Here is a 23,230-nt window from a genome sequence, read left to right as displayed (position 1 = left end):
ATGGAAATAATTAATCAGTATGGTACATGGTTGGTGTTGATCACCGCTGTGTTTGGATTTTTTATGGCGTTTGGTATTGGCGCCAATGATGTGTCAAATTCTATGGGAACCTCAGTAGGTTCAGGCACGATTACCGCAAAACAAGCGATTATTATCGCATTAATTTTTGAGTCAGCAGGTGCCTATCTTGCCGGTGGTGAAGTGACAGAGACCATTAAAAGTGGTGTGATTGATCCTATGCAATTTGTCGATACACCGGACATTCTCGCCCTCGGGATGATCTCCGCACTCTTTGCTTCCGGCGCATGGTTATTTATCGCAACTAAAATGGGATGGCCGGTTTCCGGCACACATACCATTATCGGTGCTATTCTCGGCTTTGCTTGTGTGACTATCGGCCCGGGCTCAGTGGATTGGTCAACCATCGGTAGCATTGTCGGAAGTTGGTTTGTTACGCCTGTGATTGCCGGGGTTTTAGCTTATGCGATTTTTGCTAGCACACAAAAACTCATCTTTGATACTGACCAACCCCTTAAAAACGCACAAAAATATGGGCCTTACTACATGGGTGTCACCATCTTTGTGCTCTGTATCGTGACAATGAAAAAAGGTTTAAAACATGTTGGATTACATCTTTCTAACGGTGAAACCTTAGCAATTTCATTGGCTATCAGCCTCGTCGGTATGATTTTCTTCCACTTCTATTTCCGTAGTAAAACCTTCGCTCAATCAGCAACAAAAGGTACATTCGGCGCCGTTGAAAAAGTATTTAGTATTTTAATGCTCCTAACCGCCTGTGCAATGGCATTCGCTCACGGTTCTAACGATGTGGCAAACGCAATCGGGCCACTTTCAGCCGTTGTCTCCATTGTTGATGAAGGGGGCAAAATCGTTTCTGGTGGTACATTAGCGTGGTGGATACTCCCATTAGGCGCATTAGGTATTGCAGTGGGATTAATTTCCATGGGGCAAAAAGTAATGGCTACGGTAGGATCAGGTATTACAGATTTAACGCCAAGTCGTGGTTTCGCGGCTCAGTTTGCTACCGCAATGACCGTAGTTGTCGCTTCCGGTACGGGTTTACCAATCTCTACCACACAAACGCTTGTCGGCGCAATTTTAGGTATCGGTTTTGCCCGCGGTATTGCCGCCTTAAACTTGACGGTAATTCGTAATATCATTAGCTCATGGATTGTTACCCTACCGGCAGGGGCTTTCTTTGCTATCGTGATTTTCTATATCTTACGGGCAATTTTTCACTAATAGGGTATGATGTAACAAATACACAAAATTAGGAATTTCAACGAAATGTAGGGATACATTATATGTATCCCTGTCAATAGTCATGAAATCAGGTTTGTGTAACAATTACATCATTCCGTACTAATAAAAAGTGTGGTGAAATTTAACCGCACTTTCCTTCTTAATTAATGTCTGTACCAAAGTGAATTAAAACAATTAAAGGATAACTATGCCAAAAATCTCCTCAATACTAACTCAATTTTTACTCTCAACTGTTTTGCTCGGCGCAGCAATCAATTCCGCCTATGCCGAAACCCAATATGTCACAGAAAATCTAAATACCTATCTTCGCCGTGGTGCCGGCGATCAATTTAAAATTGCCGGTGCGATTCAATCGGGAGAACAGGTTAATGTGCTAGAACGACAAGGTAAATACAGCCTCATTCGTGATAGCAAAAATCGTGAAGCTTGGATTTTAACCGCTGAATTAAGCAATACCCCAAGCAGCAAATTAGAAAATCCCAAATTAAAAGCACAAATTCAAGAATTAACATTAAAACTCAATCACCTAGACAATGATTGGCAACAACGTACAGTGGAAATGCAACGTCGTACCAAACAATCGGAGCAACAAAGTAGCGAATTATTAGAACAAAATTCCCAACTCAAACGCGAATTAGAGATCGTCAAAAATAAAAATCGTGACCTTGAAGCCATGCTTGATGTCGGAAAACGTGAAATCGCTATCCAATGGTTTATTTATGGCGGTTCTGTGCTTGGTGTAGGCTTATTACTCGGCCTAATTATCCCTCATATTTTACCAAGACGTAAACGTCGTGACGGTTGGGCATAATTTGATAGCACCGAGCACAAGTTCGGTGCTTCTTTTTGAGGAAAATCAATGAAAATCTATTTAGTTGGCGGTGCGGTTCGAGATCAATTACTCGGTTTACCGGTAAAAGATCGCGATTGGGTGATTGTGGGCGCTACCCCCGACCACTTATTGACACAAGGCTATCAACAAGTTGGTAAAGACTTCCCTGTTTTTCTCAATCCCAAAACTAAAGAGGAATATGCTCTTGCTCGAACAGAACGAAAATCAGGCAATGGTTATACCGGATTCATCTGTGATTTTTCAGAAAATATCACGCTAGAACAAGATCTTATTCGCCGAGATCTCACCATTAATGCTATGGCACAGGATAAACAAGGCAATCTTCACGATCCCTATCATGGTAAACAGGATTTAGAGAAACGGATCTTGCGTCATATTTCTCCGGCATTTGCAGAAGATCCTTTACGGGTTTTACGTGTCGCCCGTTTCGCCGCACGTTTCCATCAGTTGGGATTTAAAATTGCACCGGAAACCCTCCGATTGATGAAAAATCTGACACAAAGTGGCGAACTATCACATTTAACGGCAGAACGTGTTTGGCTTGAAACAGAAAAGGCATTAAATGAAAAGCACCCTGAAATTTATTTTGACGTGCTACATCAAATTGATGCTTTGACAATCCTTTTCCCTGAACTTAATGCCCTTTACGGCATACCCAATCCACCACAACATCATCCGGAAATTGATAGCTTTGTACATACAATGTTAGTGTTGCAACAAGCGGTAAAACTCACAGAAAATAATCCTGAACTCAATCAAAGTGCGGTTCGTTTTGCAGCTGTTTGTCATGATCTGGGCAAAGCCCTCACGCCCAAAGAAATCCTTCCTCATCATTATGGACATGAATCAGCAGGCATAAAACCAACCCGCAGCCTTTGTAAACGGTTAAAAGTACCCAATTACTATCAAGAACTTGCTGAACTCACTTGTGAATATCACACTCATATTCACAAAGCCTTTGAACTTCGTCCGGAAACGCTGATGAAACTGTTTAACCGTTTTGATGTATGGCGAAAACCGCAACGTTTCCAAGAATTCCTGTTAGTTTGCCTTGCCGATACAAGAGGGAGAACCGGTTTTGAAATGCGGGAATACCCACAACGGGATTATATCAACGCCTTATTAAAAGCGTCTGAAAAAGTGGATGTACAACAAGTGATTGCAGACGGATTTGAAAAACAAGGGATTCGGGATGAATTAAATCGTCGTCGAATCGACGTAATCAGAGAGATGAAAAAAGCCTATCAAACTCAATAAAAACAGGCTTTACTAAATAGAGATGAGCTCTTACAATAGCCACAATTTTTTGACTAAACATAATCTATGAAATCATTAAAATTTTTAACCGCACTTTTTATCACAACGATTCTAACTGCCTGCACATTAGATGCTGAACGCCCCACCAATGTGCAGTACCTTGATAAAACTGATGTGACATGGCAACAACATTTGCAAAAAATAGAAAAAATCCAACAATATCGTGCCAAGGGGCAAATTGGTTATATTAGCCCAACAGAACGTTTTTCCAGTCGTTTTGAATGGCAATATCAAAATCCACAATCCTATACACTCAAACTCTATTCTTTAATTAGCAAATCTACATTATTAATTGAAATGAATGCAAAAGGAATGACGATTTCGGATAACAATGGCAATCGACAATCCGCACGCAATGCAAAATTATTGTTACAAGAAATGATCGGTATGGATATTCCCTTAGAACATCTCGCTTATTGGCTGAAAGGACAACCTGCCGCCAATGCCGATTATAAAGTCGGGATGAATCATCGACTTGGTGCATTTAGCTATCCCCTTGAGGGTTCGATTTGGACAGCGGATTATTTAACTTATCATGCTGAAAATTCCATGCCGGAAAATATTTTACTAAAAAACCAAAACACCGCTCAAACTCTAAAAATTCGCGTGGACGAGTGGATATTTTAATGAAAACATATCAATTTTCGACCGCACTTTCTTCACAACCTTTACTTGGAAAACCTCAACGTTTTCCAAGTCCAGCAAAGCTTAATTTATTCCTTTACATCAACGCTAAACTCCCAAACGGTTATCACGAACTGCAAACTCTATTCCAATTTCTTGATTTCGGCGATTGGCTTGAAATTGAAGTTTGTGAACAACATAGCGACATTATTATCACACCGGATATTCCCCATTTAAAACCCGAAGATAATTTAATTTACCGAGCAGCAAAACGTTTACAAGAAGAAGCTAACATCACAAAGGGTGCCAGCATTCATCTAGATAAAATTCTTCCTATTGGAGGCGGTGTCGGTGGCGGTTCTTCCAATGCAGCAACCACACTGGTTGCCTTAAATTATCTTTGGGGTGCCAATTTATCTCTTGATAAACTGGCTGAAATAGGATTGAACTTGGGGGCGGATGTGCCTATTTTTGTACATGGTCACGCTGCTTTTGCTGAAGGTGTAGGCGAAAAAATCACTTACTGCTCCCCTGCCGAAAAATGGTTTGTAATATTAAAACCGGAAAGTTCAATTTCTACCGCTGTAATTTTCAGTGATCCTAATTTACCGCGCAACACACCTAAAAGAACTTTAGACAGCCTACTCCATTCGCCCTACGAAAACGATTGCCAAAAAATTGTGCTAAATCACTATTCAGACGTTGAAAAAGCCCTGAACTGGTTGCTACAATATGCGCCGGCAAGATTAACTGGAACCGGTGCTTGCGTATTCGCTGAATTTGATAACGAAGCAGATGCTCAAGCATGCTTTCAACAAAAACCAAAAGAACTATTCGGTTTTGTTGCGAAAGGACTCAATGTTTCGCCGTTACATCAACTGTTGAAACACTACAATCTCCCTTACTCATCTACAATTTAACCTGAGGTCATAACAAAATGCCAGACATTAAACTCTTCGCGGGTAATGCAACACCTGAACTTGCAAAACGTATTTCAGAACGTTTATACATTTCTCTTGGCGATGCGACAGTCGGTCGTTTCAGCGATGGTGAAATTCAAGTTCAAATCAATGAAAATGTACGGGGGGCAGATGTATTTATCATCCAATCAACCTGTGCGCCAACCAACGATAATTTAATGGAATTAATCGTGATGGTGGATGCTTTACGCCGTGCTTCTGCTGGCCGTATCACTGCTGTGATTCCTTATTTCGGTTATGCACGTCAAGATCGTCGTGTACGTTCAGCCCGTGTACCTATCACCGCTAAAGTGGTGGCAGATATGCTTTCCACGGTGGGAATCGACCGAGTCCTCACCTGCGATTTACACGCAGAACAAATCCAAGGTTTCTTTGATGTGCCGGTTGATAACGTGTTCGGCTCACCGGTGCTGATTCACGATATTTTGAAAAAGACCGATCTTGAAAATCCAATTGTCGTTTCTCCGGATATCGGTGGTGTGGTACGTGCCCGTGCGGTAGCGAAATTATTAAACGATACCGATATGGCAATTATTGATAAACGTCGTCCTCATGCAAATGTCGCACAAGTTATGCATATTATTGGGGATGTTGCAGGACGTGATTGTATTCTTGTAGATGATATGATTGATACCGGCGGTACATTATGCAAAGCGGCGGAAGCCCTCAAAGAACGTGGTGCAAAACGCGTATTTGCTTATGCAACCCATGCTGTTTTCTCCGGCTCGGCTGCGAAAAATTTGGCAAGTGACGCTATTGATGAAATTGTGGTTACCGATACTATTCCACTTTCAGCCGAAATGAAAGCCCTTGGAAAAGTGCGTATTCTCACCCTATCTTCAATGCTTGCCGAGGCTATTCGTCGTATCAGCAACGAAGAATCCATCTCTGCAATGTTTAGTTAATAATCTATCAATGGAAGTGCGGTCAAAATTGACCGCACTTTTCGTTTTCACCTCTGTCCCAAACTTGACCGACATCACAAAATAATAAAATCACAGTTGAGATTTTTTCTTATTATAGGATAATACTCAGAAATAAGAATGAATTGCATTTGGAGATTTCAATGTTGCGTATTGTGCGTTGTGGCGCAGTATTATTTACTTTTTTCTTTTCTCAACTCGTTTTAGCACAAGATAACTATCAACAATGGGTGGCGGATATTACAACACGGTTAGACAAAACAACCGCACTCCTTCAACAAAATAATCCTGATGATGCTCGTACTGAAGTTCAGATGGCGTATTTTGAAGTCTTTGAAAATTTAGAAGGCCCGATTCGTATTAATTTTTCCGCTCAAAAAAGCTATCAAATGGAATCCACCTTTGGCGAAATTCGTAAAATGATTGGAGAAGGTAAGTCCCTAGATGAAATTCAAGCCAAAATTAACGGGTTAAAACAGGCGTTACAGGAGGTATTACCCGCCCTAGCAGAAGGTCATCAACTTAATGCAGACGGACAACACAGCGTCTATCAAAATGATCAGATTTTGCCTTACTGGCAACAAAGTTTTAAAACCATTGATGATTTAGTAGCGCAAGCCATTGAGGCTTATGAACAAGGCAATTTCGCCAAAGCTAAACAATCCTTTCAGCAAGCACAATATGACGGCTATAAAAATTCAGAAATGGAAATGGCGGTACGCACTCATCGTTCTTCCGAACAATCCGCCGCCATCAATCAACAATTCTACAATTTAATTCGTTTAAGCGAACAAACGGATCAAATGACGGAAATCGCCTATCAAAGTACGAACCTTCTACAAGATATTGAGGAATTATTGCCAGCGTTACCAACCACCCGTGAAGAACAAAATCAACAAGATAATACGGCACAATCAGCGGAAAATATACAACAAGATTGGCAAAAAATTGCTGATCAAGTCAATCAAGGTATTCAACAAGCTATTTCACTTTATGAAAAAGGTGAACAGAAAAAAGCTATTCTTGCCGTGCAAGATACCTATTTTGATGTGTTTGAAAACAGTGGAATGGAAAATAAAATCGGCTCTCGTGATAGTAATTTCAAAGCGGAAATTGAAGGCTATTTCACACGAATGGTCAGCTTAATGAAAGCCAATCAAGGAGACAAATTACCACCCCAAGCAGAGGGCTTAGCCCAAAATTTATCCAAAGCCGTTGGAATGTTGCAAGGCGGAGAACAAAGTGATTGGTCATTATTCTTATACAGTCTGTTAATCATTCTACGTGAAGGCTTGGAAGCCTTACTCATTGTCGCTGCTATTGTGGCATACCTCGTCAAAAATAATCATCAAGACAAATTGCCGATAATTCGCCAGTCTATCTATGCCGCCTTGGGCGCAAGTGTTGTCACCGCCTTTATTTTCCAACTTATTTTTGAAAATTCCGGTCAAAACAGGGAGCTGTTAGAAGGTTTTACAATGATGATTGCCGTTGTGATGCTTTTTATGATGAGTTACTGGCTGCTTTCCAAAGTCGAAGCGCAAAATTGGAAGCGTTATTTAGAAGGCAAACTTTCTACGGCATTAACCGCTGGCTCTTTAGCCGGTTTATGGCTCACCAGCTTTTTAGCAGTTTATCGCGAAGGGGCGGAAACCGTCTTGTTCTATTACGCTTTGGCAAGTGATGCCAAAAGTGCGGTCGGTTTAGCTTATCTTTTTGCCGGGTTCCTCATCGGTGTATTGCTACTGGCAATTTGCTATTTCATTATGCGTTATAGCGTGGTAAAACTTCCCCTTAAACCATTTTTTATGTTCACCGGCACATTTCTGTATGCGATGGCATTTGTCTTTGCCGGCAAATCGGTCTTGGAACTAATTGAAGGGAAATTATTTGAGCCAACATTAATGAACGGCATACCGGAAATTTCGTGGTTGGGTATTTACCCTTATCTAGAAACCCTCATTCCACAAGGCATTTTAATCATCGCTGCTCTTTTTGCTTTAGTAGTTATGAAATACCAAAGTAAAAAATCAGCATAATCTTTAATCTCAGGAGATCTAATATGAAAAAAGTACTGATTGCGACCGCACTTACCGCCGGTTTATTTGCCGCAAGCGCACAAGCCTTTACCGAATATCCAATCGGCGAAGCCGTGACAATGAATGATATGGAAATTGCTGCCGTTTATCTGAAACCCATTGATATGGAACCTCGTGGCATGGGCTTACCAGCTGCAAAATCCGACATTCACTTAGAAGCGGATATCCACGCAGTGAAAGGGAATAAAAACGGATTTGGTGACGGCGAATGGATGCCTTATCTTACTATCAATTACACCTTAGTTAATACCGATACGGGCGAAAAACAAGAAGGGACATTTATGCCAATGGTTGCCGGTGACGGCCCACATTATGGTGCAAACGTAAAAATGATGGGTGTGGGTAACTACAAATTAACCTATCATATTGATCCACCATCAAAAGCAGGTTTACACCGTCACACAGATAGTGAAACCGGCGTAGGTCGTTGGTGGAAACCTTTCGATGTGAATTATGAATTCAAATTCACAGGGATTAAATAATCCTTTGCAACGTGCGTGAATAGTTTATATTCACGCACAAATCTATGCTTCATAGATATTTAACAAAATAATATGTTGTGCCAACATATTTTATCACGATGATATTTTTTAACTTATGACTTACTTTTTCGTTTTTCTGCTTCAATCGCTCTTACCTATTTCAATTTTACTCGGCGCCTCTTGGGCAATAAAACCCGCTGTACCCTCTGTAAAAACGAGCATTTGGCTGAGTCTTTTTGGATTAATAAGCGGTGTTATACTGCGTCTTGGGCTGCCAAATAGCCAAGTAGCCAATCTTGTTCTTACCATTATTTTTATAATCTCCTTCTTACTTTTTGCCCTCAGTCAATGGACAAATTCAACCAAACTAGCCCTTTGTTGGCAATTTATCTTAATGCTGATTGCAGGTGCGACTTGGGCAAAAGATCCCAATATCACCGCGCTTACCAATACGGATATTATTAATACCGATTTTATTTTGAATCTCAGTGCGGTTATTTTTGGTGTCATTTTATCTTTTGCCGTATCAACATGGCTCTACTTCTTACTTAAACAACAGCAAAAAACAAAAGGAAAATCCACCGCACTTTTTTCGCTGAGTTTTATGCTTTGGTTCGCCTTAGTGATACCACTGGCGGGCGAATTATTACTTATTTTCATGAAATTACAGCTCATTGAGCTCACCAAAGTGCGGTTAAGTTTTGCCGCAAAATCAGGGGCTGTCACGACTTGGCTTAATGTTATCTGCCTTGCGGTTATGTTCATAAACCTAAGCATTTTCATCTTTCAAACTCATGTTAAACGGACTTTCCAAGCCAAAATTGAACAAGATCCCATAGAAAAACGCAAAAAATTGGCATTAGCGCAAGTATCAAAACGTCTTATCTATTGGGGGACATTGGCGATGATACTCATCGCAACGGCTCAGATTTATTGGGAACAAGTTGCTTCACGCCCACCACAGCTGTCCGAAGCCATTCCTGTTACACTCGATCAAGCCCAGCAAGTACGTATTCCTATTGAGCAAGTGAAAGACGGAAAACTCCATCGTTTTGTCTGGATTGCTGATGACGGCAAAGCCGTACGCTTTTTTATTATTAATCGTCAACCGAATAAACTCAGTCTTGCCGCCGTCTTTGATGCCTGTTTATTATGCGGTGATCAAGGCTATGTAATGCAGGGAAATCAGGTAGTCTGTGTGGGCTGTGGCGTACATATGTTCATTCCGTCTATTGGCAAACCGGGGGGATGTAATCCCGTACCGATTGAAGATTGGCAACAAACAGAAAATGAGCTTATTATTCGCCGCGCGTCATTGGAAGACGGGCTTAATTTATTCAGCACTATCGTAGAAATCGAGGTGCAAGATCCGATTAGTGGCAAAAAATTAAAAAACACCCAAACGGAACATAAATACAGCTTTGAGAACCGTACTTATTTCTTTGAAAATGAAGAAAATCTTGAACTGTTCCGCAATAACCCTGAAAAATACCTCAGCAATGAAAATGGAGAAGAGGAATAACAATGTTAGTGAGAATGTTATTTCAATCTTGGCGTTTTGGTATTAAGCGAAAATTATTAGCCATTGTCACCATTTTCTTAGCAGCCGGTTTAGTCTCCGCCTTACTCGCCGTTTCTATAGATATTGGCGATAAAATGGCAAAAGAACTAAAATCTTACGGCGCGAATATTTTGATTGAACCGGCAAGTAATGCTGCCTTACCGGATGAACTCAATACGAATATCGCCCTTTCCGGTCAAGATTTTATTGATGAAAAAGAGCTGCCAAACATTAAAGATATTTTCTGGCGTAATAATATTGTCGGCTTTGCCCCTCAATTAACGGCAACTGTTAATGTAATAAAAACAGCAGAAAAATCGACCGCACTTTCGGACTCCGTTTCAATTCTAGGCACCTTTTTCGATCACAACATTGCGATTCCCGATGAAGAAGATTATCACACCGGGCAACGTATTATCAGCCCCTATTGGCAGGTGCAAGGCAACTGGGTAAATGATGAAAATGACAATTTCGGTGAAATCATTCCTGTTCTTGTAGGCACGCAGCTTGCCAAAATGAACGACTGGAAAATTGGCGATACACTTCATTTAAGCTATCAAGAAAAAGAGTTTTCCGCTCAACGTGCAGTCAAAATTCAAGGTATTTTAACCACAGGCGGAACGGAAGATAATCAGCTTATTATGCCGTTAAGTGCAGCCCAAGCCCTACTGGGTTTGGAAGGAAAAGTCCAATCGGTGAAAGTGTCCGCCCTCACCGTACCGGAAAATACCCTCTCCCGTAAAGCGCGCGCCAATACCGATGCCCTTGATGCGGAAGAGTATGACCGTTGGTACTGCACCGCCTATGTCTCTTCGATCTCCCATCAACTGGAAGAAGCCATTTCCGGTGCGATTGTGCGTCCTATCTGGCAAGTTGCCGCCTCCGAGGGTGTGGTCATCAGCAAAATTCAGTTATTACTCTCAGTCGTCACGCTTGCGGCATTAATTGCAGCGGCAATGGGCATAGCCTCGCTGATGAGTTCCAGCATCATTGAACGAAGCAAAGAAATCGGTTTAATGAAAGCCTTGGGCGCTTACCAATGGCAGATCGTTCTGCTGTTTTATTGCGAAGCCGTATTAAGTGCATTGATTGGCGGTATCTTGGGATGTTTAGCCGGTTGGGGCTTGGCAAAATTTATTGGTTTCACACTCTTTGGCGTACCGCTCAGTTTTGCTTGGATCGTGATCCCTTGCGTACTGGTACTGTCAATATTGATTGCCCTTATAGGTACTTGGTTCCCAGCTCATCGTATTGCCAAACTTTATCCCGTTGAGGTGCTTTATGGCAGATAATAACAATATGTTTTGGCGATTAATTTTCCGTGCACTGCGTCTGCGTGTACAACGGGTAATGATTATTTTCACTGCCTTAACGGTGGGAGCAGGCATTGTTACCGCCATGGCGGCCGTTTATTTCGATATCAACACCAAAATGAGCCAAGAACTTCGTACCTTTGGTGCCAATTTCTATATCGGTTCGACAAAAGGCGAGATGATTTCTGTGAGTCAAATTGATGATATTTTACAACAAGCGCCACAGGGATTAATCACCGCCGCCAGCCCCTATCTTTACGGCGTAACACGCAGTGAATTGGAAAAAATCGTTATTGTGGGCGTTCGATTTGAAGATATGCGGGTTTTAGCCCCTTATTGGCAAATTAGTGGTTCTGCCATTAATGTGAATTTTGATGATCGCAATGCCATGATTGGTAAAACTCTTGCCGAACGTCTCAATTTAAAAATCGGCGATAAACTACAACTGTCAAAAAATGCGGTAGAAAAACATCAATTCACCATTAAAGCCATTGTAGAAGCCGGTGATGCCACAGATAATATGCTCATCGTCAATCTTGATTTTGCGCAGAATTGGTTGGAAAAAGAAGGGCTTGCTAACAATGCGCTACTCAATGTCAGAAATGAACTGGGTCAGGTCGATCAGTTTGCAGAAAATATTATGCAACAATATCAAGATCTCACTGCCCGCCCGATCCGTAAAGTTTCCGCCTCGGAAGGGCAAATTTTAGATAAAATCAAAGGGCTAATGGGACTCATATCTTTAGTGATTTTAGTGTTGGCTACACTTTGTGTGAACACCACCTTGATCGCGATTGTCGGCGAACGTGCCAAAGAATTTGCCCTACAAAAAGCATTAGGGGCAAAACAGTCGGATATTATTAAGCAAATCTGTACAGAAATTCTTATTATTGCCGTTTGTGCCATTTTAGTCGGGTTAATATTTGGTTATTTACTCGCTCAGATTTTAGGCTTAACGGTCTTTAAATCTTACATTGATATGCGTTTACCTGTCTTCCCTATCACTATTATGCTCTCCTTGTTGGTCGCATTTATCGCCGTTATCCTACCAACACGTCGTGCATTAAGTATTCAGACAGCGAATGTATTAAAAGGTGAATAAATCTAAGGCATGGGTTGAGAAAAAATCGCCTAACAAAATGAAAGAGAAAACTATGACTCAATTTGTTATCGAAACAAAACATTTATATAAACGCTTCGGTCAAGTGACCGCACTTGAAGATATTAATATTCAAATTAAACAGGGCGAATTTGTTGCTATTATGGGCGCCTCCGGCTCAGGTAAAACGACCTTGATGAACATTCTCACCGGTCTGGATACCGCCAGTGAAGGAAACGTTATTTTAGCCGGTATTGATGCCGCTCAATTAGATGAAATAGGTCGTCAACGTTTTCGTGCGGAGAAAATCGGCTTGGTGTTCCAACAATTCCATTTAATTCCCTATTTAACCGCCCTTGAAAATGTGATGCTCGCCCAACATTATCACAGTGTCATTGACGAAGCGGCGGCAAAAGCGGTGTTAGAACAAGTAGGATTAGGACATCGTATGGATCACCGACCAAGCCAACTTTCCGGCGGCGAACAGCAACGCGTTTGCATTGCCCGTGCCCTTGTCAATCAGCCTCCTGTTATTTTTGCCGATGAACCCACCGGTAATTTGGACGAAAAAAATGAGGCATTAATCTTAGACTTATTACAAGAATTAAACCGCCAAGGGAGAACCATTGTCATGGTGACCCATAATCCGGAACTGGGCGAACTCACTGATCGTACCATTTATCTTCAACACGGTAAGTTTTTACGGGAAGAACGAAATGAACATTAAACTTTTACTCAAATCACTCTGCTTAAGTGCGGTCATTTTCAGCACCGTTTCTTGTAAAGAAGAAAAAGCAACTCTCGGTAACGCTGCACCGGAACTTGCCGCCTATGATCTACAAGGTAAGCAAGTAAACTTAAAAGATTGGCAAGGCACCCGATTACTCACCTTTTGGTCGGAAACCTGCGGTCATTGTATGGCGGAACTAAAAACATTCGAGCAGCTTAATGAAGCCTATCCAAATAAAGTCCAACTCATCGCCATCAATGTTGATGGTGAAAATATGGACACCAATGCCGTAGTTGCCAAACATCAACTCACCCAATCGGTGATTAAAGATCAAATGAAAATCACCGCCGAGCGATATCAATTAGTGGGTACGCCGACTTCTTTTATCATTGATGATAAAGGCTATATTCAAGCTAAATTTGAAGGTAAAATTCCACAGGAAGAATTGGATAAATTATTCAAAAAATAACAGTTAAAAGGATCATCAATGAAAGGGCTTCATTTATTTCTCGTAGGCTTGCTCTGTATTACTTTTTTTGCTCAAGCCGAGACCGCTAATCATCCGGTTTTCATCAAAGCAGAAAAAATTTACAAACGCTCCTGCGCCACTTGTCACGGGAAAAAAGGCGAGAAAGCGGCAATGGGCGAATCGAAAATCATCAATCAATTAAAAACAGAGGAAATTTCAACCGCACTTTTTGAGCGTAAAAAGGGAAATATTATCGGCGCCGGCAATCCGGCAAAACAGCGTTTAACCGAAGAAGAAATCAAAGGCTTATCTGAGTTTGTCCCTACACTAAAATAAATTTCTTGAAAATTTTTTAAACTAATCTGAAAATAAACAGTCTCAGGGATTCGTGGATTTTATTATCCAAGAAATACTTTTTAATCTTCAACTTAAAGGATTATTTTTTATGAACAAATTAGCAAAAATTACTGCAACTGCGTTATTTGCTTTATTTTTAACTGCTTGTGATAAGGCAGACAAAACGGCAGATACCCCTAAACCGGCTGAAACAACAGCACCGGCGATGAGTGTGGAAGCGCAAGAAAAAGCAGATTACGAAAAATTAATTGCCTGGAACCAAGAACAAGGTGCAGTACAAGCTCAAAATCAGCAAAAACTGCAACAGGAATTAAATGCTGCCGCTGAAACGAAAGATGAAAATAAAGCCAAAGCCGCCATTGAAGCGTTTAATAAAAATGTTCAAGCCAGCATTGCGAGTTTAGATGCGCTTGATGTGAAATCTGATTTAATTGGCAACGCAAAAAATCAAACCAAAGAAGTATTGACACTTGCGAGCCAATTATTGGTTGCTCAAGCAAACGTGAAAACCGAAGCGGATCAAAAAGCCTACGCTGAAAAAGCGGTGGAATTGCAAAACAAAATGCAATCTTTAGCGGAACTTGGCGCACAAATTGAAGCTAAATTTAATCCAGCTCCTGTTCAACCAGATGCCTCTAGCACAGAAGCACCGGCTGCAAAATAATCTTACTTACTCAGGTAACGAAAATTAATTTTCTCACGCATTCTACCGACAGTATTTTAAATTCCAACTTACATTACTGTCGGTCTAATATTGAAGTCATTCTTTGTTTATTCAATAAATCATATGAGTTTCTAAATATGCCAAATGGTGTTTTCCGATTCATTCGAATATAACTCATCCGGCACATTGTTTTCCCTCATGTTTTTGTTTATACTCTCAGCGCTTTAACAGCATATTCATTTATATATCGCAAGTTTGTGTATAGGAAATGAACAAATCTGATTGGATCCTCAATTCTATTTTTCATCATATACCTTTGCTTGCAAATCATTAACTTTCTTAAGGATTTAAGAACTTATGTTAGAGATTTGGCAACAATTCAAACAAAACTATCTTATTAAATATTGGAATCCTGTCGCAGCCGTGATCGCAGCAGGTTTACTTTCAGCCTATTATTTCGGTATAACAGGTACTTACTGGGCGGTAACGGGAGAATTCACTCGCTGGGGTGGACACGCCTTACAAGCCCTAGGAGTAGATGTGAGCGAATGGAGCTATTATAAAATTATCGGAATGGAAGGAACCATTTTTAGCCGTATTGACGGTGTGATGATTCTAGGAATGTTCGCCGGCTGTATTTCCGCTGCGCTATGGGCAAATAACGTAAAATGGCGCAATCAACCCCATAAACGCCGTATTGTTCAAGCCCTAATCGGCGGTGCATTAGCCGGCTTCGGTGCACGTCTTGCCATGGGCTGTAACCTTGCCTCACTTTTCACCGGTATTCCTCAATTTTCTGTTCATGCTTGGTTCTTCACTATCGCCACAGCAATTGGCACTTATTTTGGCGTAAAATTCACCTTACTCCCAATATTTCGTGTCAAACTAGAACTCAAGAAAGGGGCAACAAAATTAAAAGAAACCGATCCCAAGCAAGCTTCCCGCCGTTTTTGGATAGGTATGGTGATTTTCTTTGCCTATCTCATCGCCTCACTTTATGTAATGACCCACTCCATAAAATTAGGTTTCGCTATGTTTTGCGGCTTAGCATTCGGTTTATTAATTGAACGCGCACAAATTTGCTTTACCTCCGCTTTCCGTGATTTATGGGTAACCGGCCGTGCTTATATGGCAAAAGCGATTATTTTCGGCATTATGGTGGGAACAATTGGTGTTTTCTCTTATATCCAATTAGGGGTTTCACCCAAAATCATGTGGGCTGGCCCAAATGCGATTATCGGTGGATTATTATTCGGCTTTGGTATTGTACTAGCCGGCGGCTGCGAAACCGGTTGGATGTATCGTTCAATGGAAGGGCAAGTTCACTTTATGTGGGTAGGGCTAGGCAATGTCATCGGTTCCACTTATCTTGCCTATGCTTGGGATGACATAGCCCTTGCTCTTGCCTTAGATTACGAAAAATTGAACCTACTTAAATCTTTCGGCCCGGTAGGCGGATTATTAGTAAACTATGCTCTATTGATCCTTTGCTTAATTGCCGTGGTTTGGTGGGAACGCCGTTTCCTCGCAAAAGCCAAGGCAAAAATTGCAGCAACGACACAACCATCTTGTGGTTGTTAATTCTTATTCATTCATCAACAAAAGGAATTATTATGGCATTTACCGTTGTTCAAAAATTAGATAAAGATCCGAAAGACATCACTCCGGATTACACCCTTGACACCTTAGGCGAGCCTTGCCCTTATCCGGCAATTGTGATGCTTGAAACCATGCCACAATTACAAAAAGGCGAGATTCTGGAATTATTAAGTGATTGTGCCCAATCCATCAACAATATTCCGGTGGATACCAAAAACCATGGTTATACACTCCTTAGCGTTGAACAAGATGGCACAAAGTTGAGATATTTAATTCAGAGATAATAAATTCCCGAAACATAAAAAGTGCGGTCAAAATCGACCGCACTTTCGTTATCTATAACTTTTTAAACTCCAATAACATCGCACTTTGCGGATCTAACACCGGAATGGTTAAACCTGCATTTGCAAGCCATTCAGTGCGGATAGTGACGGTTTTACTATCAAAACAATCACGCAACCATTGTGGGAAAACTTTCATTAAATGTCCCGCTTTTCCCTCACGAATATAATCGGGAATCGCGAGCACATTTACTTGATAAGTTGCATTACCTTGCAAATATGGTAAGCGAAGTTTACCCATCTGTTTGTAATCCGGCATATCAAGTTGGCTTACAAGGACTACGGCTTGTGATTTATCTTTTGCCACCACACCATGAATTAGGGTCTTATCATCATGATAATCAAGACGGAATCCATCACCACTATGTAGTAATGGGCGAAGCTGCTTATGTAAAGCGATATATTTCGCAAAACCGGCTCGTTCTTCCTGGCTTTCTTTCACCGGATCAAGCTCTACCCCCATATGCCCAAATAATGCCGTCAAACCACGATAATCAATAGAAAAACGGCGATGCGTCGTTTGGCAAGGCGAACCGCCAATGTGTGCCCCCATGACTTCAGGTGGATAAAAATAGCTCATACCACGGTGAATCTGTTGGCGGGTGTAAGCGTCAATGTTATCCGATGACCAAAAACGTTGTGAACGTTTTAAGATTTCATAGTCAATACGTGCCCCACCCGATGAACAACTTTCGATTTCAACGTGTGGATAGCGTTTTTGTAATTCATCAAATAAACGATAAGCGGCTTTGGTTTGCGCCACCACTGCGGCTTGACCTTCGCTCCCCGGTTGAACAAGACGGCGGTTGTGATCCCATTTGATGTAATCAATCTCGTGATTACCAAGTAACCAATCCATACGCTCTAACAAATAATCAAAGACTTCCTGTTTAGTGAGATCCAATACATATTGATGGCGTTCTTCCGGTTGCTCATACCCCTCTAATTGTAATAACCAATCCGGATGTGCTTGGTAAAGTTTGGTCGGTTTGTTGATCATTTCCAATTCCACCCAAATACCAAATTGCATACCGAGTTTTTTCACGGCATTAATGACTTCATTTAAACCGTTCGGATATTTTTCTTCGTCTAGATACCAATCGCCTAAACCTCCGAAATCATCATTGCGCCCAATAAACCAACCATCATCAATGATGAAACGCTCCACGCCCATTTCCGCCGCTTTCTCCGCCATTGCAATAATATGTTTTGGATGGTGATCAAAAGTTACACCTTCCCAGATATTCAAATGTACCGGACGAACAGGATTAGAAAAATGTAAAATATGTTGGCGAACGTGATCGTGAAATTGGCGGGACATCCCGTTTAGTCCTTCATCCGAATACACGGCATAGAGCCAAGGCGTGCTATGGCTTTCACCTTGTTTAAGCTGAATTTCTCCCGGAAAATAAAGATTTTCCAATTGAGCGAAACGGCGACCATCGATCAATACATCGGCGCGAATACGATGATTTCCCGACCAAGCAAGATGGAATCCCCATACTTTCCCCTGCTGTTGATTAAAGTGTGGTGTTCCCAAAATCAGATTCGGCGCGTATTCATGGGAGGTACGTCCGTGACGATTTTCTTGGGTAAAGGCACCATGTTTGAGTGAAATACGATTCTCGTGTAATTCGCGACACCAGCGACCATAGAAACTGAGTACTTCATCAGCATATTCAGGCACCGGTAAGGTAACGGCGAAGCGGTTTAAGGTAAATTCACCTTCCCCTAAGTTGGTTAAGATATGACGGAATTTAAACACGCCATTTTCATCGGTTTCAATCTCTGCTTTAAAGCCTAGTTTTGCAATGCGATCTTCCATTTCCAACACTAAAGAGCGGTCGGTTTTTGTGATCTTTTTAGTAATAAACACCGGCGCCCAATCATAACCATTACGATGCCCTTCTATACCTGAAACACCGAAATAACCCCTGCCATTTTCTGCCGCTAGAGTAATAGGAATATCCACATCAAGACTACCGTTTGCTACACCACGTTCAATGGTTATTAGATCGGATTCGGTAATTTCATTCAATTCAAGGCGTTTGCCAAAATAGAGGATCTCCGCCGGTTCTGTACGTAAAATCAAGTCTGTGTCTTTGCTTTGTAAGCGAACGAATTGTGAACACATAAAATGCACCTCTTAGTATTTTGTTTCAACTTTGCGATATTTGTCTAACAAGGTGATATTGACTTTAGCGAGTAAGTCACCGTGCAGTTTGTAATAACGGAAATAGACGAATAATTTAATGAGATAGAAGAAAATTGGTAACCCTATCATAATCACTTTCATATAAAACAAGGTTGATTCGCTTTGAGCTTCATTCGGCACATAATCAATTGCCGTCAATAACACACCGATTAAGAAAGCGGAAACAGCAGAGCCGGCTTTCACCACCATGGTTTGTACGGCATAGGCAATACTTTCAGAACGGATACCGAGTTTGAACTCGCCGTAATCTACGGTATCCGCCACCATAATCACTTGTAATGTCCAGAACAATGCACTACCGATTTGCATAAAAATACCGGCAAGGATAATCAAGAAAATACTGTGATAATTAGCAAGACCGGTATAAGCCAAAATAGCACAACTAATAATGGAGCTGACTGAAATGGTGATCCATAAAGTTCGGCGTGAGAAAAATTTTGCCAAACGGGCGAATAAAATTATGATGGCGAGATTCGCAATGCCTGCATAAGACATATAGTATGGGAACATTTCTTTATCACCTACCACATAGGTGAAATAATAAATAGCGAAGCCTGAAATTATATTACCTGCGATGTTGTAGCAAAGTGCCATGATAAGCAAACTTGAAAGTTGATCGTTGCGTGGAATAAGCGATACCAACGTTTTAAGCGGGACTTTTTCCTGTGAACCGGCATCTTCAATGTTATCGGAAGAATATTTTTCTTTGACATTAATGAGGGTAATAATCGTTGAAGCTACGAAGAAGGCAATAATCACTAACGTGAACATTCTAAAACCAAAACCTTTGTCATCTCCCCCAACGGCATCCACAAACGGCATACACACACCGGCAGTCACAAAACCGGCAAGGCTGGCAAAGAAACGCGGATAAGGTACAAGTTCTTCACGTTCCCGCTGATCGAGGGTTAAAGTCGGTGTAAGAGACCAAAACGGAATATCCATCAGGGTATATGTCATCCCCCAAAGAATATAGGTAACCGCAATGTAAACAACAAGTGCCGTTCCAGAGAAATAGTCCGCGCAAAAAAGAGAAAAAAGTGAAATAGAGTTGTTGCCGCTCACGAATTTTGGGAAACTTGACCACTAAGAATGGGAAATTTAAAGCCTTGTAAATTTCTCATTTTTAGTGGTTAAAATTCACTAAAAATGAGAAACAAAAACGCCCTTTAAATCATCATTAAAGGGCGTTTAAATTTTAAAGACTAAAACTTATAAACCAAATTGTCCTCATATTTGCCGTTGTGGCTCGTTCTTGTCTGTAACGTTATTCGTTCATAATCTTCAAATGCCTGCCAGTTTTGCCATTTATCCTCAATCATTGCATCAATAAATCGGGTAAACTCGCTTTTCGTTGAGCTAAAAAAGAGATACGGTGGGCGGGTCAGATGTATTAACCACAAGAAGTCAATCAAGTCAAAATAAGCCGCTTGCTTATAGCTTTCTTGCTTTGTGCAAAGATACGGTGGATCTAACACAAACAGAGCTTTCGGATTATCTGAATACTTAGGAAGTAGTGTATGAAATGATTCTCTAATCACCTCCACGCCGTCTAAATAACCGTCAGCCTTTGGATAATCACTTTGCCGAATGCGGTACCAAAAGTCTTTACTAAATAGCTCATCCAGTGTGCTGACTTGATTGCCGCTAAACAACAACCAACTTGATAGGCTATTTAAGTCTTTATAGCCCTCAAAATCTTGAATGATTTTGATGCATTCTGCTTTCACTTCCTTAGGCATTCGCTTATTTTTAGGCGTAACATTATCAACTGTGTCGAAAAGTTGGGCGCGCAAGGCGTTGATGTCATCAATATGCGCTAATCTTTCTGCATAGCCATCAAAGTCATTGTAAATCACCCTCGCTTTAGGTTTGAGGCATTTTGCGGTATGGCTAAGTAAACCACTGCCGCCGAACGTATCAATAATTGTCCAGCCTTCTCCATCATCGGAGATATTTTCATTTAGGATTTGTTCAACATGTTTCAAAAACATCCGTTTTTGACCGACAAACGGGAGAGGGGCTTGTTTAAATAATTTCTTTTGTGTCATTTGTACTGTCCTGTAAATATTGAATAATCTGTGGATAGATTTCTTTTAATAGGGCAAGAGGGATGTTAGAACGCTCGTTATAATCCCCTCTAAACATTTCCCATGTCACTTTAGAAGGAAATCCCTGACGGCTTAATCGCAATGAAATGTTGCTTTTAAACTTGGTTGGCTTTTTCACAATGTAGCCATAGTCGCTGTAATAAGTCAGGTTATCAAAGGGGATACCAAAGCCTAGAATATGCTCAATGTAATCCCATATTCGACCGAAAGCGGGATTTTCGATAATATAAATCTTGGGTTGATAACGCTTGATAATTTCAATGGTGTTATAAATACACAGTTCACCATTTATCCGATTTAAAAAAGAGCGGTCGTAATTAAATCGGGCTTTGGTGTAATCGGCACGCTTTCTGATGCGAAAATGACTTGGTGTAGGTTTTATCTGTCGCCAACAGGCATTACCGTTTTTCATTCCGCTGGCAAGTGACCAACTCTCACAAGGCGGACTAGCTAGAATGACATCCGGTTTTGGTAGCCGGTCTAATGTTTTAAATAAGGTGTGATTGCCGAATAAACGGGAATAATCAGCTAAGTTAAGCGAGATAAAATGCTGATTTTTTCGCTTAATATCAATGCCAATGGGATAAATTCGCATTTGAGGGAAGGCTTTAGCCGCTTGGGTATAACACCCGTTACCACTATCAAACAAAGCCCAAACAATTATTTTTTTCTTTGCCATAGTTTTCTCCTATGGCATTCCGGCACTCCGGGTGCTCCGATACTCAAATTAGTTAAAATTGGTTTAAGGTTTTACAACGCACGCATTTAATTTCTAGGCGTTGTACATTTTCTGCTCGTGCTAGTAGTTTTTTACAGCACTTGCACCGGATTTCTTTTAATTTTTGCATATCAGCATTTCCCACTTTTTATGGTTTTGTTAAAATCCGCACGCCTCGCGAGGCAGGCGGCAGATGGCTATATGCAAGCTAGGATTGCGTAGCCGGCACAATGGGTGTTGCTGCACCCACTGTGTCGCCGTCTTCACTTTTTGAAAATAATTGCTAAGTCATTTGGGCTAAACCTCCATCCATTGTTACTGTTTTTAATCGCATTAAAACACCATTCCGAGCAAAAATATTTTGAGCGTTTTTGTTTAATCCCAAACACAATCCCCAACACGCCCCACCAATCGTATTTTGCGCCCGAAGTGCGGTCAAAATAGGCGTTGATTTGGGGCTCGGTGATGTTATCTAGCGGGATTAAATCCCACTTGGTGCTGTCTGCTACATTGATTCGCTTGCAACGCACTCCGCCGTCACGTGGGCTTGAACTGTAACAATCATAAACAGGGCGGTAATCGTATTGCCCCCATTGTTCTTGTCGCTCAACGACCAATTCACAGTGCGAATATTCACCTTTTGTGAAAAAACGAATAATACTGTCTTGCAAGCGTTCAAAGCGATTTTTTGCTTTGCCTTTGTAAAGGGCTAAATAGATTGCCATTGGTCAATCTCCTTACTAATGTTTTCCAGATCTTCTAAGGTTTGGGCTTGTTCGATATGGGTTTCAAAATTCTGCTTAATGGCAAAGGTTTTTCCCATAATGATTGCAAACAAATCCGCTTTTTCGATAACTTTTTCCTTGAGTTGCTCGATATTGGCTAAATCGTCCCGCCCCTCGAATAGTTCGGTCAACAACATTAACGGTAATTCGCCCCGTGCCTCACGTTCCTGCCGATAAAAACTATCAATTTCAGCTTGGGAATAGCCCTGCAAATACTGTGCTTTTAATTGGTCGGTTTTATCCGCAATGTGTTGCAATAACGCTGTTTTTCGGTCGGTTAAAAGTGCGGTCAGTTTTTCCGCTGAAATCTCCCAGTTTTTACCATCCCAATCATATTCAGCAGACGGACGTGGCGGGGTGGATTTAACTTTGCCGTCTGAAATGTAAAGCTCGCAACCGGCATCACGTTTAGTGATGAGGTCGTCATATTCTGCCTCTGACACTGCTACCGCACTTTCAGGGATGTTGTGGATACCCTCAACTAAAAATGCATTGAGAGTGTCGTCAAAAAAATACATAAATCCTCCTTATCGTCCAATCGCAATCCAGTGCGCATTTTGGGCATCGCCCTCAAATTTCCCTTTGTGATAAAACTTGGTGTTGCTAATATTGGTGATGATATATGGCTCGTAATTTCTTCCCTCACCTTGTGTCCCCACAACGGAAAAGCAGCTATTCGGAAAAGCAATCGGGAAATTGACCCAAC

At 41.2% G+C, this 23,230-nt stretch carries 23 protein-coding genes; 17 read left to right on the top strand and 6 right to left on the bottom strand.

Features of this window, described 5'->3' with window-relative positions; genetic code table 11:
• The 17 genes from E4T92_RS09490 (at position 1) to yedF (ending at position 16,638) form a co-directional block, all read left to right on the top strand.
• Complete coding sequence (locus E4T92_RS09490) at positions 1–1,263, top strand: inorganic phosphate transporter (RefSeq protein WP_077541976.1); 1,263 nt, start codon at positions 1–3, stop codon at positions 1,261–1,263.
• A 208-nt stretch (positions 1,264–1,471) separates the two neighbouring features.
• Complete coding sequence (locus E4T92_RS09485; protein ID WP_077541975.1) at positions 1,472–2,095, top strand: TIGR04211 family SH3 domain-containing protein; 624 nt, start codon at positions 1,472–1,474, stop codon at positions 2,093–2,095.
• Positions 2,096–2,143: 48 nt separating this feature from the next.
• Positions 2,144–3,394, top strand: coding sequence for a multifunctional CCA addition/repair protein (locus E4T92_RS09480; protein WP_135094441.1), 1,251 nt, complete (start codon positions 2,144–2,146; stop codon positions 3,392–3,394).
• 66 nt (positions 3,395–3,460) lie between these two features.
• The gene (lolB, locus tag E4T92_RS09475; protein WP_135094439.1) at positions 3,461–4,081 is read left to right on the top strand and encodes a lipoprotein insertase outer membrane protein LolB; all 621 of its coding nucleotides are present in this window, start codon (positions 3,461–3,463) and stop codon (positions 4,079–4,081) included.
• Positions 4,081–4,998, top strand: coding sequence for a 4-(cytidine 5'-diphospho)-2-C-methyl-D-erythritol kinase (ispE, locus tag E4T92_RS09470; RefSeq protein WP_135094437.1), 918 nt, complete (start codon positions 4,081–4,083; stop codon positions 4,996–4,998). The genes lolB and ispE overlap by 1 nt, the downstream gene beginning before the upstream one ends.
• 17 nt (positions 4,999–5,015) lie before the next feature.
• Complete coding sequence (locus E4T92_RS09465) at positions 5,016–5,963, top strand: ribose-phosphate pyrophosphokinase (protein ID WP_077541971.1); 948 nt, start codon at positions 5,016–5,018, stop codon at positions 5,961–5,963.
• Between the two features lie 161 nt (positions 5,964–6,124).
• Complete coding sequence (locus E4T92_RS09460; protein ID WP_135094435.1) at positions 6,125–8,020, top strand: FTR1 family protein; 1,896 nt, start codon at positions 6,125–6,127, stop codon at positions 8,018–8,020.
• Between the two features lie 23 nt (positions 8,021–8,043).
• Positions 8,044–8,562, top strand: coding sequence for an iron transporter (locus E4T92_RS09455; protein ID WP_077541969.1), 519 nt, complete (start codon positions 8,044–8,046; stop codon positions 8,560–8,562).
• Between the two features lie 115 nt (positions 8,563–8,677).
• Complete coding sequence (locus tag E4T92_RS09450) at positions 8,678–10,084, top strand: Fe-S-containing protein (protein ID WP_135094433.1); 1,407 nt, start codon at positions 8,678–8,680, stop codon at positions 10,082–10,084.
• A 2-nt stretch (positions 10,085–10,086) separates the two neighbouring features.
• Positions 10,087–11,415: an ABC transporter permease gene (locus E4T92_RS09445; RefSeq protein WP_135094431.1), complete on the top strand. Its 1,329-nt coding sequence runs from the start codon at positions 10,087–10,089 to the stop codon at positions 11,413–11,415.
• Positions 11,405–12,538 carry an FtsX-like permease family protein gene (locus E4T92_RS09440; RefSeq protein ID WP_135094429.1) on the top strand — a complete coding sequence of 378 codons (1,134 nt, stop codon included), beginning with the start codon at positions 11,405–11,407 and terminating at the stop codon, positions 12,536–12,538. Before E4T92_RS09445 ends, E4T92_RS09440 begins: the two co-directional genes overlap by 11 nt.
• Positions 12,539–12,590: 52 nt before the next feature.
• Positions 12,591–13,262 carry an ABC transporter ATP-binding protein gene (locus E4T92_RS09435; protein WP_059365300.1) on the top strand — a complete coding sequence of 224 codons (672 nt, stop codon included), beginning with the start codon at positions 12,591–12,593 and terminating at the stop codon, positions 13,260–13,262.
• Positions 13,252–13,734 carry a TlpA disulfide reductase family protein gene (locus tag E4T92_RS09430; RefSeq protein ID WP_135094427.1) on the top strand — a complete coding sequence of 161 codons (483 nt, stop codon included), beginning with the start codon at positions 13,252–13,254 and terminating at the stop codon, positions 13,732–13,734. The genes E4T92_RS09435 and E4T92_RS09430 overlap by 11 nt, the downstream gene beginning before the upstream one ends.
• Before the next feature lie 18 nt (positions 13,735–13,752).
• Entirely contained in the window at positions 13,753–14,070 is a 318-nt protein-coding gene (locus E4T92_RS09425; RefSeq protein WP_135094425.1) for a c-type cytochrome, read from the top strand.
• A 109-nt stretch (positions 14,071–14,179) separates the two neighbouring features.
• Complete coding sequence (locus tag E4T92_RS09420; protein ID WP_135094423.1) at positions 14,180–14,755, top strand: lipoprotein HlpB; 576 nt, start codon at positions 14,180–14,182, stop codon at positions 14,753–14,755.
• A gap of 357 nt (positions 14,756–15,112) precedes the next feature.
• Positions 15,113–16,336, top strand: coding sequence for a selenium metabolism membrane protein YedE/FdhT (gene yedE / locus E4T92_RS09415; RefSeq protein WP_135094421.1), 1,224 nt, complete (start codon positions 15,113–15,115; stop codon positions 16,334–16,336).
• A gap of 32 nt (positions 16,337–16,368) precedes the next feature.
• Positions 16,369–16,638: a sulfurtransferase-like selenium metabolism protein YedF gene (gene yedF, locus E4T92_RS09410; RefSeq protein ID WP_005696304.1), complete on the top strand. Its 270-nt coding sequence runs from the start codon at positions 16,369–16,371 to the stop codon at positions 16,636–16,638.
• A 52-nt stretch (positions 16,639–16,690) separates the two neighbouring features.
• On the opposite strand, the gene E4T92_RS09405 is transcribed toward yedF, so the two are convergent.
• The 6 genes from E4T92_RS09405 to E4T92_RS09375 all read right to left on the bottom strand — a co-directional run bounded on the left by E4T92_RS09405 (position 16,691) and on the right by E4T92_RS09375 (position 23,042).
• Positions 16,691–18,829: an alpha-galactosidase gene (locus E4T92_RS09405; protein ID WP_135094419.1), complete on the bottom strand. Its 2,139-nt coding sequence runs from the start codon at positions 18,827–18,829 to the stop codon at positions 16,691–16,693.
• Between the two features lie 12 nt (positions 18,830–18,841).
• Positions 18,842–19,975 carry a melibiose:sodium transporter MelB gene (gene melB / locus E4T92_RS09400; protein WP_245232449.1) on the bottom strand — a complete coding sequence of 378 codons (1,134 nt, stop codon included), beginning with the start codon at positions 19,973–19,975 and terminating at the stop codon, positions 18,842–18,844.
• Positions 19,976–20,115: 140 nt separating this feature from the next.
• On the bottom strand, positions 20,116–20,961 hold the full coding sequence (locus tag E4T92_RS09395) for a hypothetical protein (RefSeq protein ID WP_135094417.1): 846 nt from the start codon (positions 20,959–20,961) through the stop codon (positions 20,116–20,118).
• Complete coding sequence (locus E4T92_RS09390) at positions 20,939–21,700, bottom strand: DNA methyltransferase (protein WP_209307351.1); 762 nt, start codon at positions 21,698–21,700, stop codon at positions 20,939–20,941. The genes E4T92_RS09395 and E4T92_RS09390 overlap by 23 nt, the downstream gene beginning before the upstream one ends.
• 302 nt (positions 21,701–22,002) lie before the next feature.
• Positions 22,003–22,464 carry an enoyl-CoA hydratase gene (locus tag E4T92_RS09380; RefSeq protein ID WP_135094415.1) on the bottom strand — a complete coding sequence of 154 codons (462 nt, stop codon included), beginning with the start codon at positions 22,462–22,464 and terminating at the stop codon, positions 22,003–22,005.
• Complete coding sequence (locus E4T92_RS09375; protein WP_135094413.1) at positions 22,449–23,042, bottom strand: phage tail protein; 594 nt, start codon at positions 23,040–23,042, stop codon at positions 22,449–22,451. Before E4T92_RS09375 ends, E4T92_RS09380 begins: the two co-directional genes overlap by 16 nt.
• Positions 23,043–23,230: the final 188 nt, after the last annotated feature.

This window comes from Pasteurella sp. WM03 (assembly GCF_004570945.1).
Classification (GTDB): domain Bacteria; phylum Pseudomonadota; class Gammaproteobacteria; order Enterobacterales; family Pasteurellaceae; genus Rodentibacter.
The sequence above is the reverse complement of the archived record's forward strand: the minus strand, read 5'-3'. Positions and strand labels throughout refer to the sequence as shown.

Coding starts and splice junctions, on each gene's coding strand:
- E4T92_RS09490 (WP_077541976.1), top strand. CDS start 1: ATGGAAATAATTAATCAGTATGGTACATGGTTGGTGTTGATCACCGCT.
- E4T92_RS09485 (WP_077541975.1), top strand. CDS start 1,472: ATGCCAAAAATCTCCTCAATACTAACTCAATTTTTACTCTCAACTGTT.
- E4T92_RS09480 (WP_135094441.1), top strand. CDS start 2,144: ATGAAAATCTATTTAGTTGGCGGTGCGGTTCGAGATCAATTACTCGGT.
- lolB (WP_135094439.1), top strand. CDS start 3,461: ATGAAATCATTAAAATTTTTAACCGCACTTTTTATCACAACGATTCTA.
- ispE (WP_135094437.1), top strand. CDS start 4,081: ATGAAAACATATCAATTTTCGACCGCACTTTCTTCACAACCTTTACTT.
- E4T92_RS09465 (WP_077541971.1), top strand. CDS start 5,016: ATGCCAGACATTAAACTCTTCGCGGGTAATGCAACACCTGAACTTGCA.
- E4T92_RS09460 (WP_135094435.1), top strand. CDS start 6,125: ATGTTGCGTATTGTGCGTTGTGGCGCAGTATTATTTACTTTTTTCTTT.
- E4T92_RS09455 (WP_077541969.1), top strand. CDS start 8,044: ATGAAAAAAGTACTGATTGCGACCGCACTTACCGCCGGTTTATTTGCC.
- E4T92_RS09450 (WP_135094433.1), top strand. CDS start 8,678: ATGACTTACTTTTTCGTTTTTCTGCTTCAATCGCTCTTACCTATTTCA.
- E4T92_RS09445 (WP_135094431.1), top strand. CDS start 10,087: ATGTTAGTGAGAATGTTATTTCAATCTTGGCGTTTTGGTATTAAGCGA.
- E4T92_RS09440 (WP_135094429.1), top strand. CDS start 11,405: ATGGCAGATAATAACAATATGTTTTGGCGATTAATTTTCCGTGCACTG.
- E4T92_RS09435 (WP_059365300.1), top strand. CDS start 12,591: ATGACTCAATTTGTTATCGAAACAAAACATTTATATAAACGCTTCGGT.
- E4T92_RS09430 (WP_135094427.1), top strand. CDS start 13,252: ATGAACATTAAACTTTTACTCAAATCACTCTGCTTAAGTGCGGTCATT.
- E4T92_RS09425 (WP_135094425.1), top strand. CDS start 13,753: ATGAAAGGGCTTCATTTATTTCTCGTAGGCTTGCTCTGTATTACTTTT.
- E4T92_RS09420 (WP_135094423.1), top strand. CDS start 14,180: ATGAACAAATTAGCAAAAATTACTGCAACTGCGTTATTTGCTTTATTT.
- yedE (WP_135094421.1), top strand. CDS start 15,113: ATGTTAGAGATTTGGCAACAATTCAAACAAAACTATCTTATTAAATAT.
- yedF (WP_005696304.1), top strand. CDS start 16,369: ATGGCATTTACCGTTGTTCAAAAATTAGATAAAGATCCGAAAGACATC.
- E4T92_RS09405 (WP_135094419.1), bottom strand. CDS start 18,829: ATGTGTTCACAATTCGTTCGCTTACAAAGCAAAGACACAGACTTGATT.
- E4T92_RS09395 (WP_135094417.1), bottom strand. CDS start 20,961: ATGACACAAAAGAAATTATTTAAACAAGCCCCTCTCCCGTTTGTCGGT.
- E4T92_RS09390 (WP_209307351.1), bottom strand. CDS start 21,700: ATGGCAAAGAAAAAAATAATTGTTTGGGCTTTGTTTGATAGTGGTAAC.
- E4T92_RS09380 (WP_135094415.1), bottom strand. CDS start 22,464: ATGGCAATCTATTTAGCCCTTTACAAAGGCAAAGCAAAAAATCGCTTT.
- E4T92_RS09375 (WP_135094413.1), bottom strand. CDS start 23,042: ATGTATTTTTTTGACGACACTCTCAATGCATTTTTAGTTGAGGGTATC.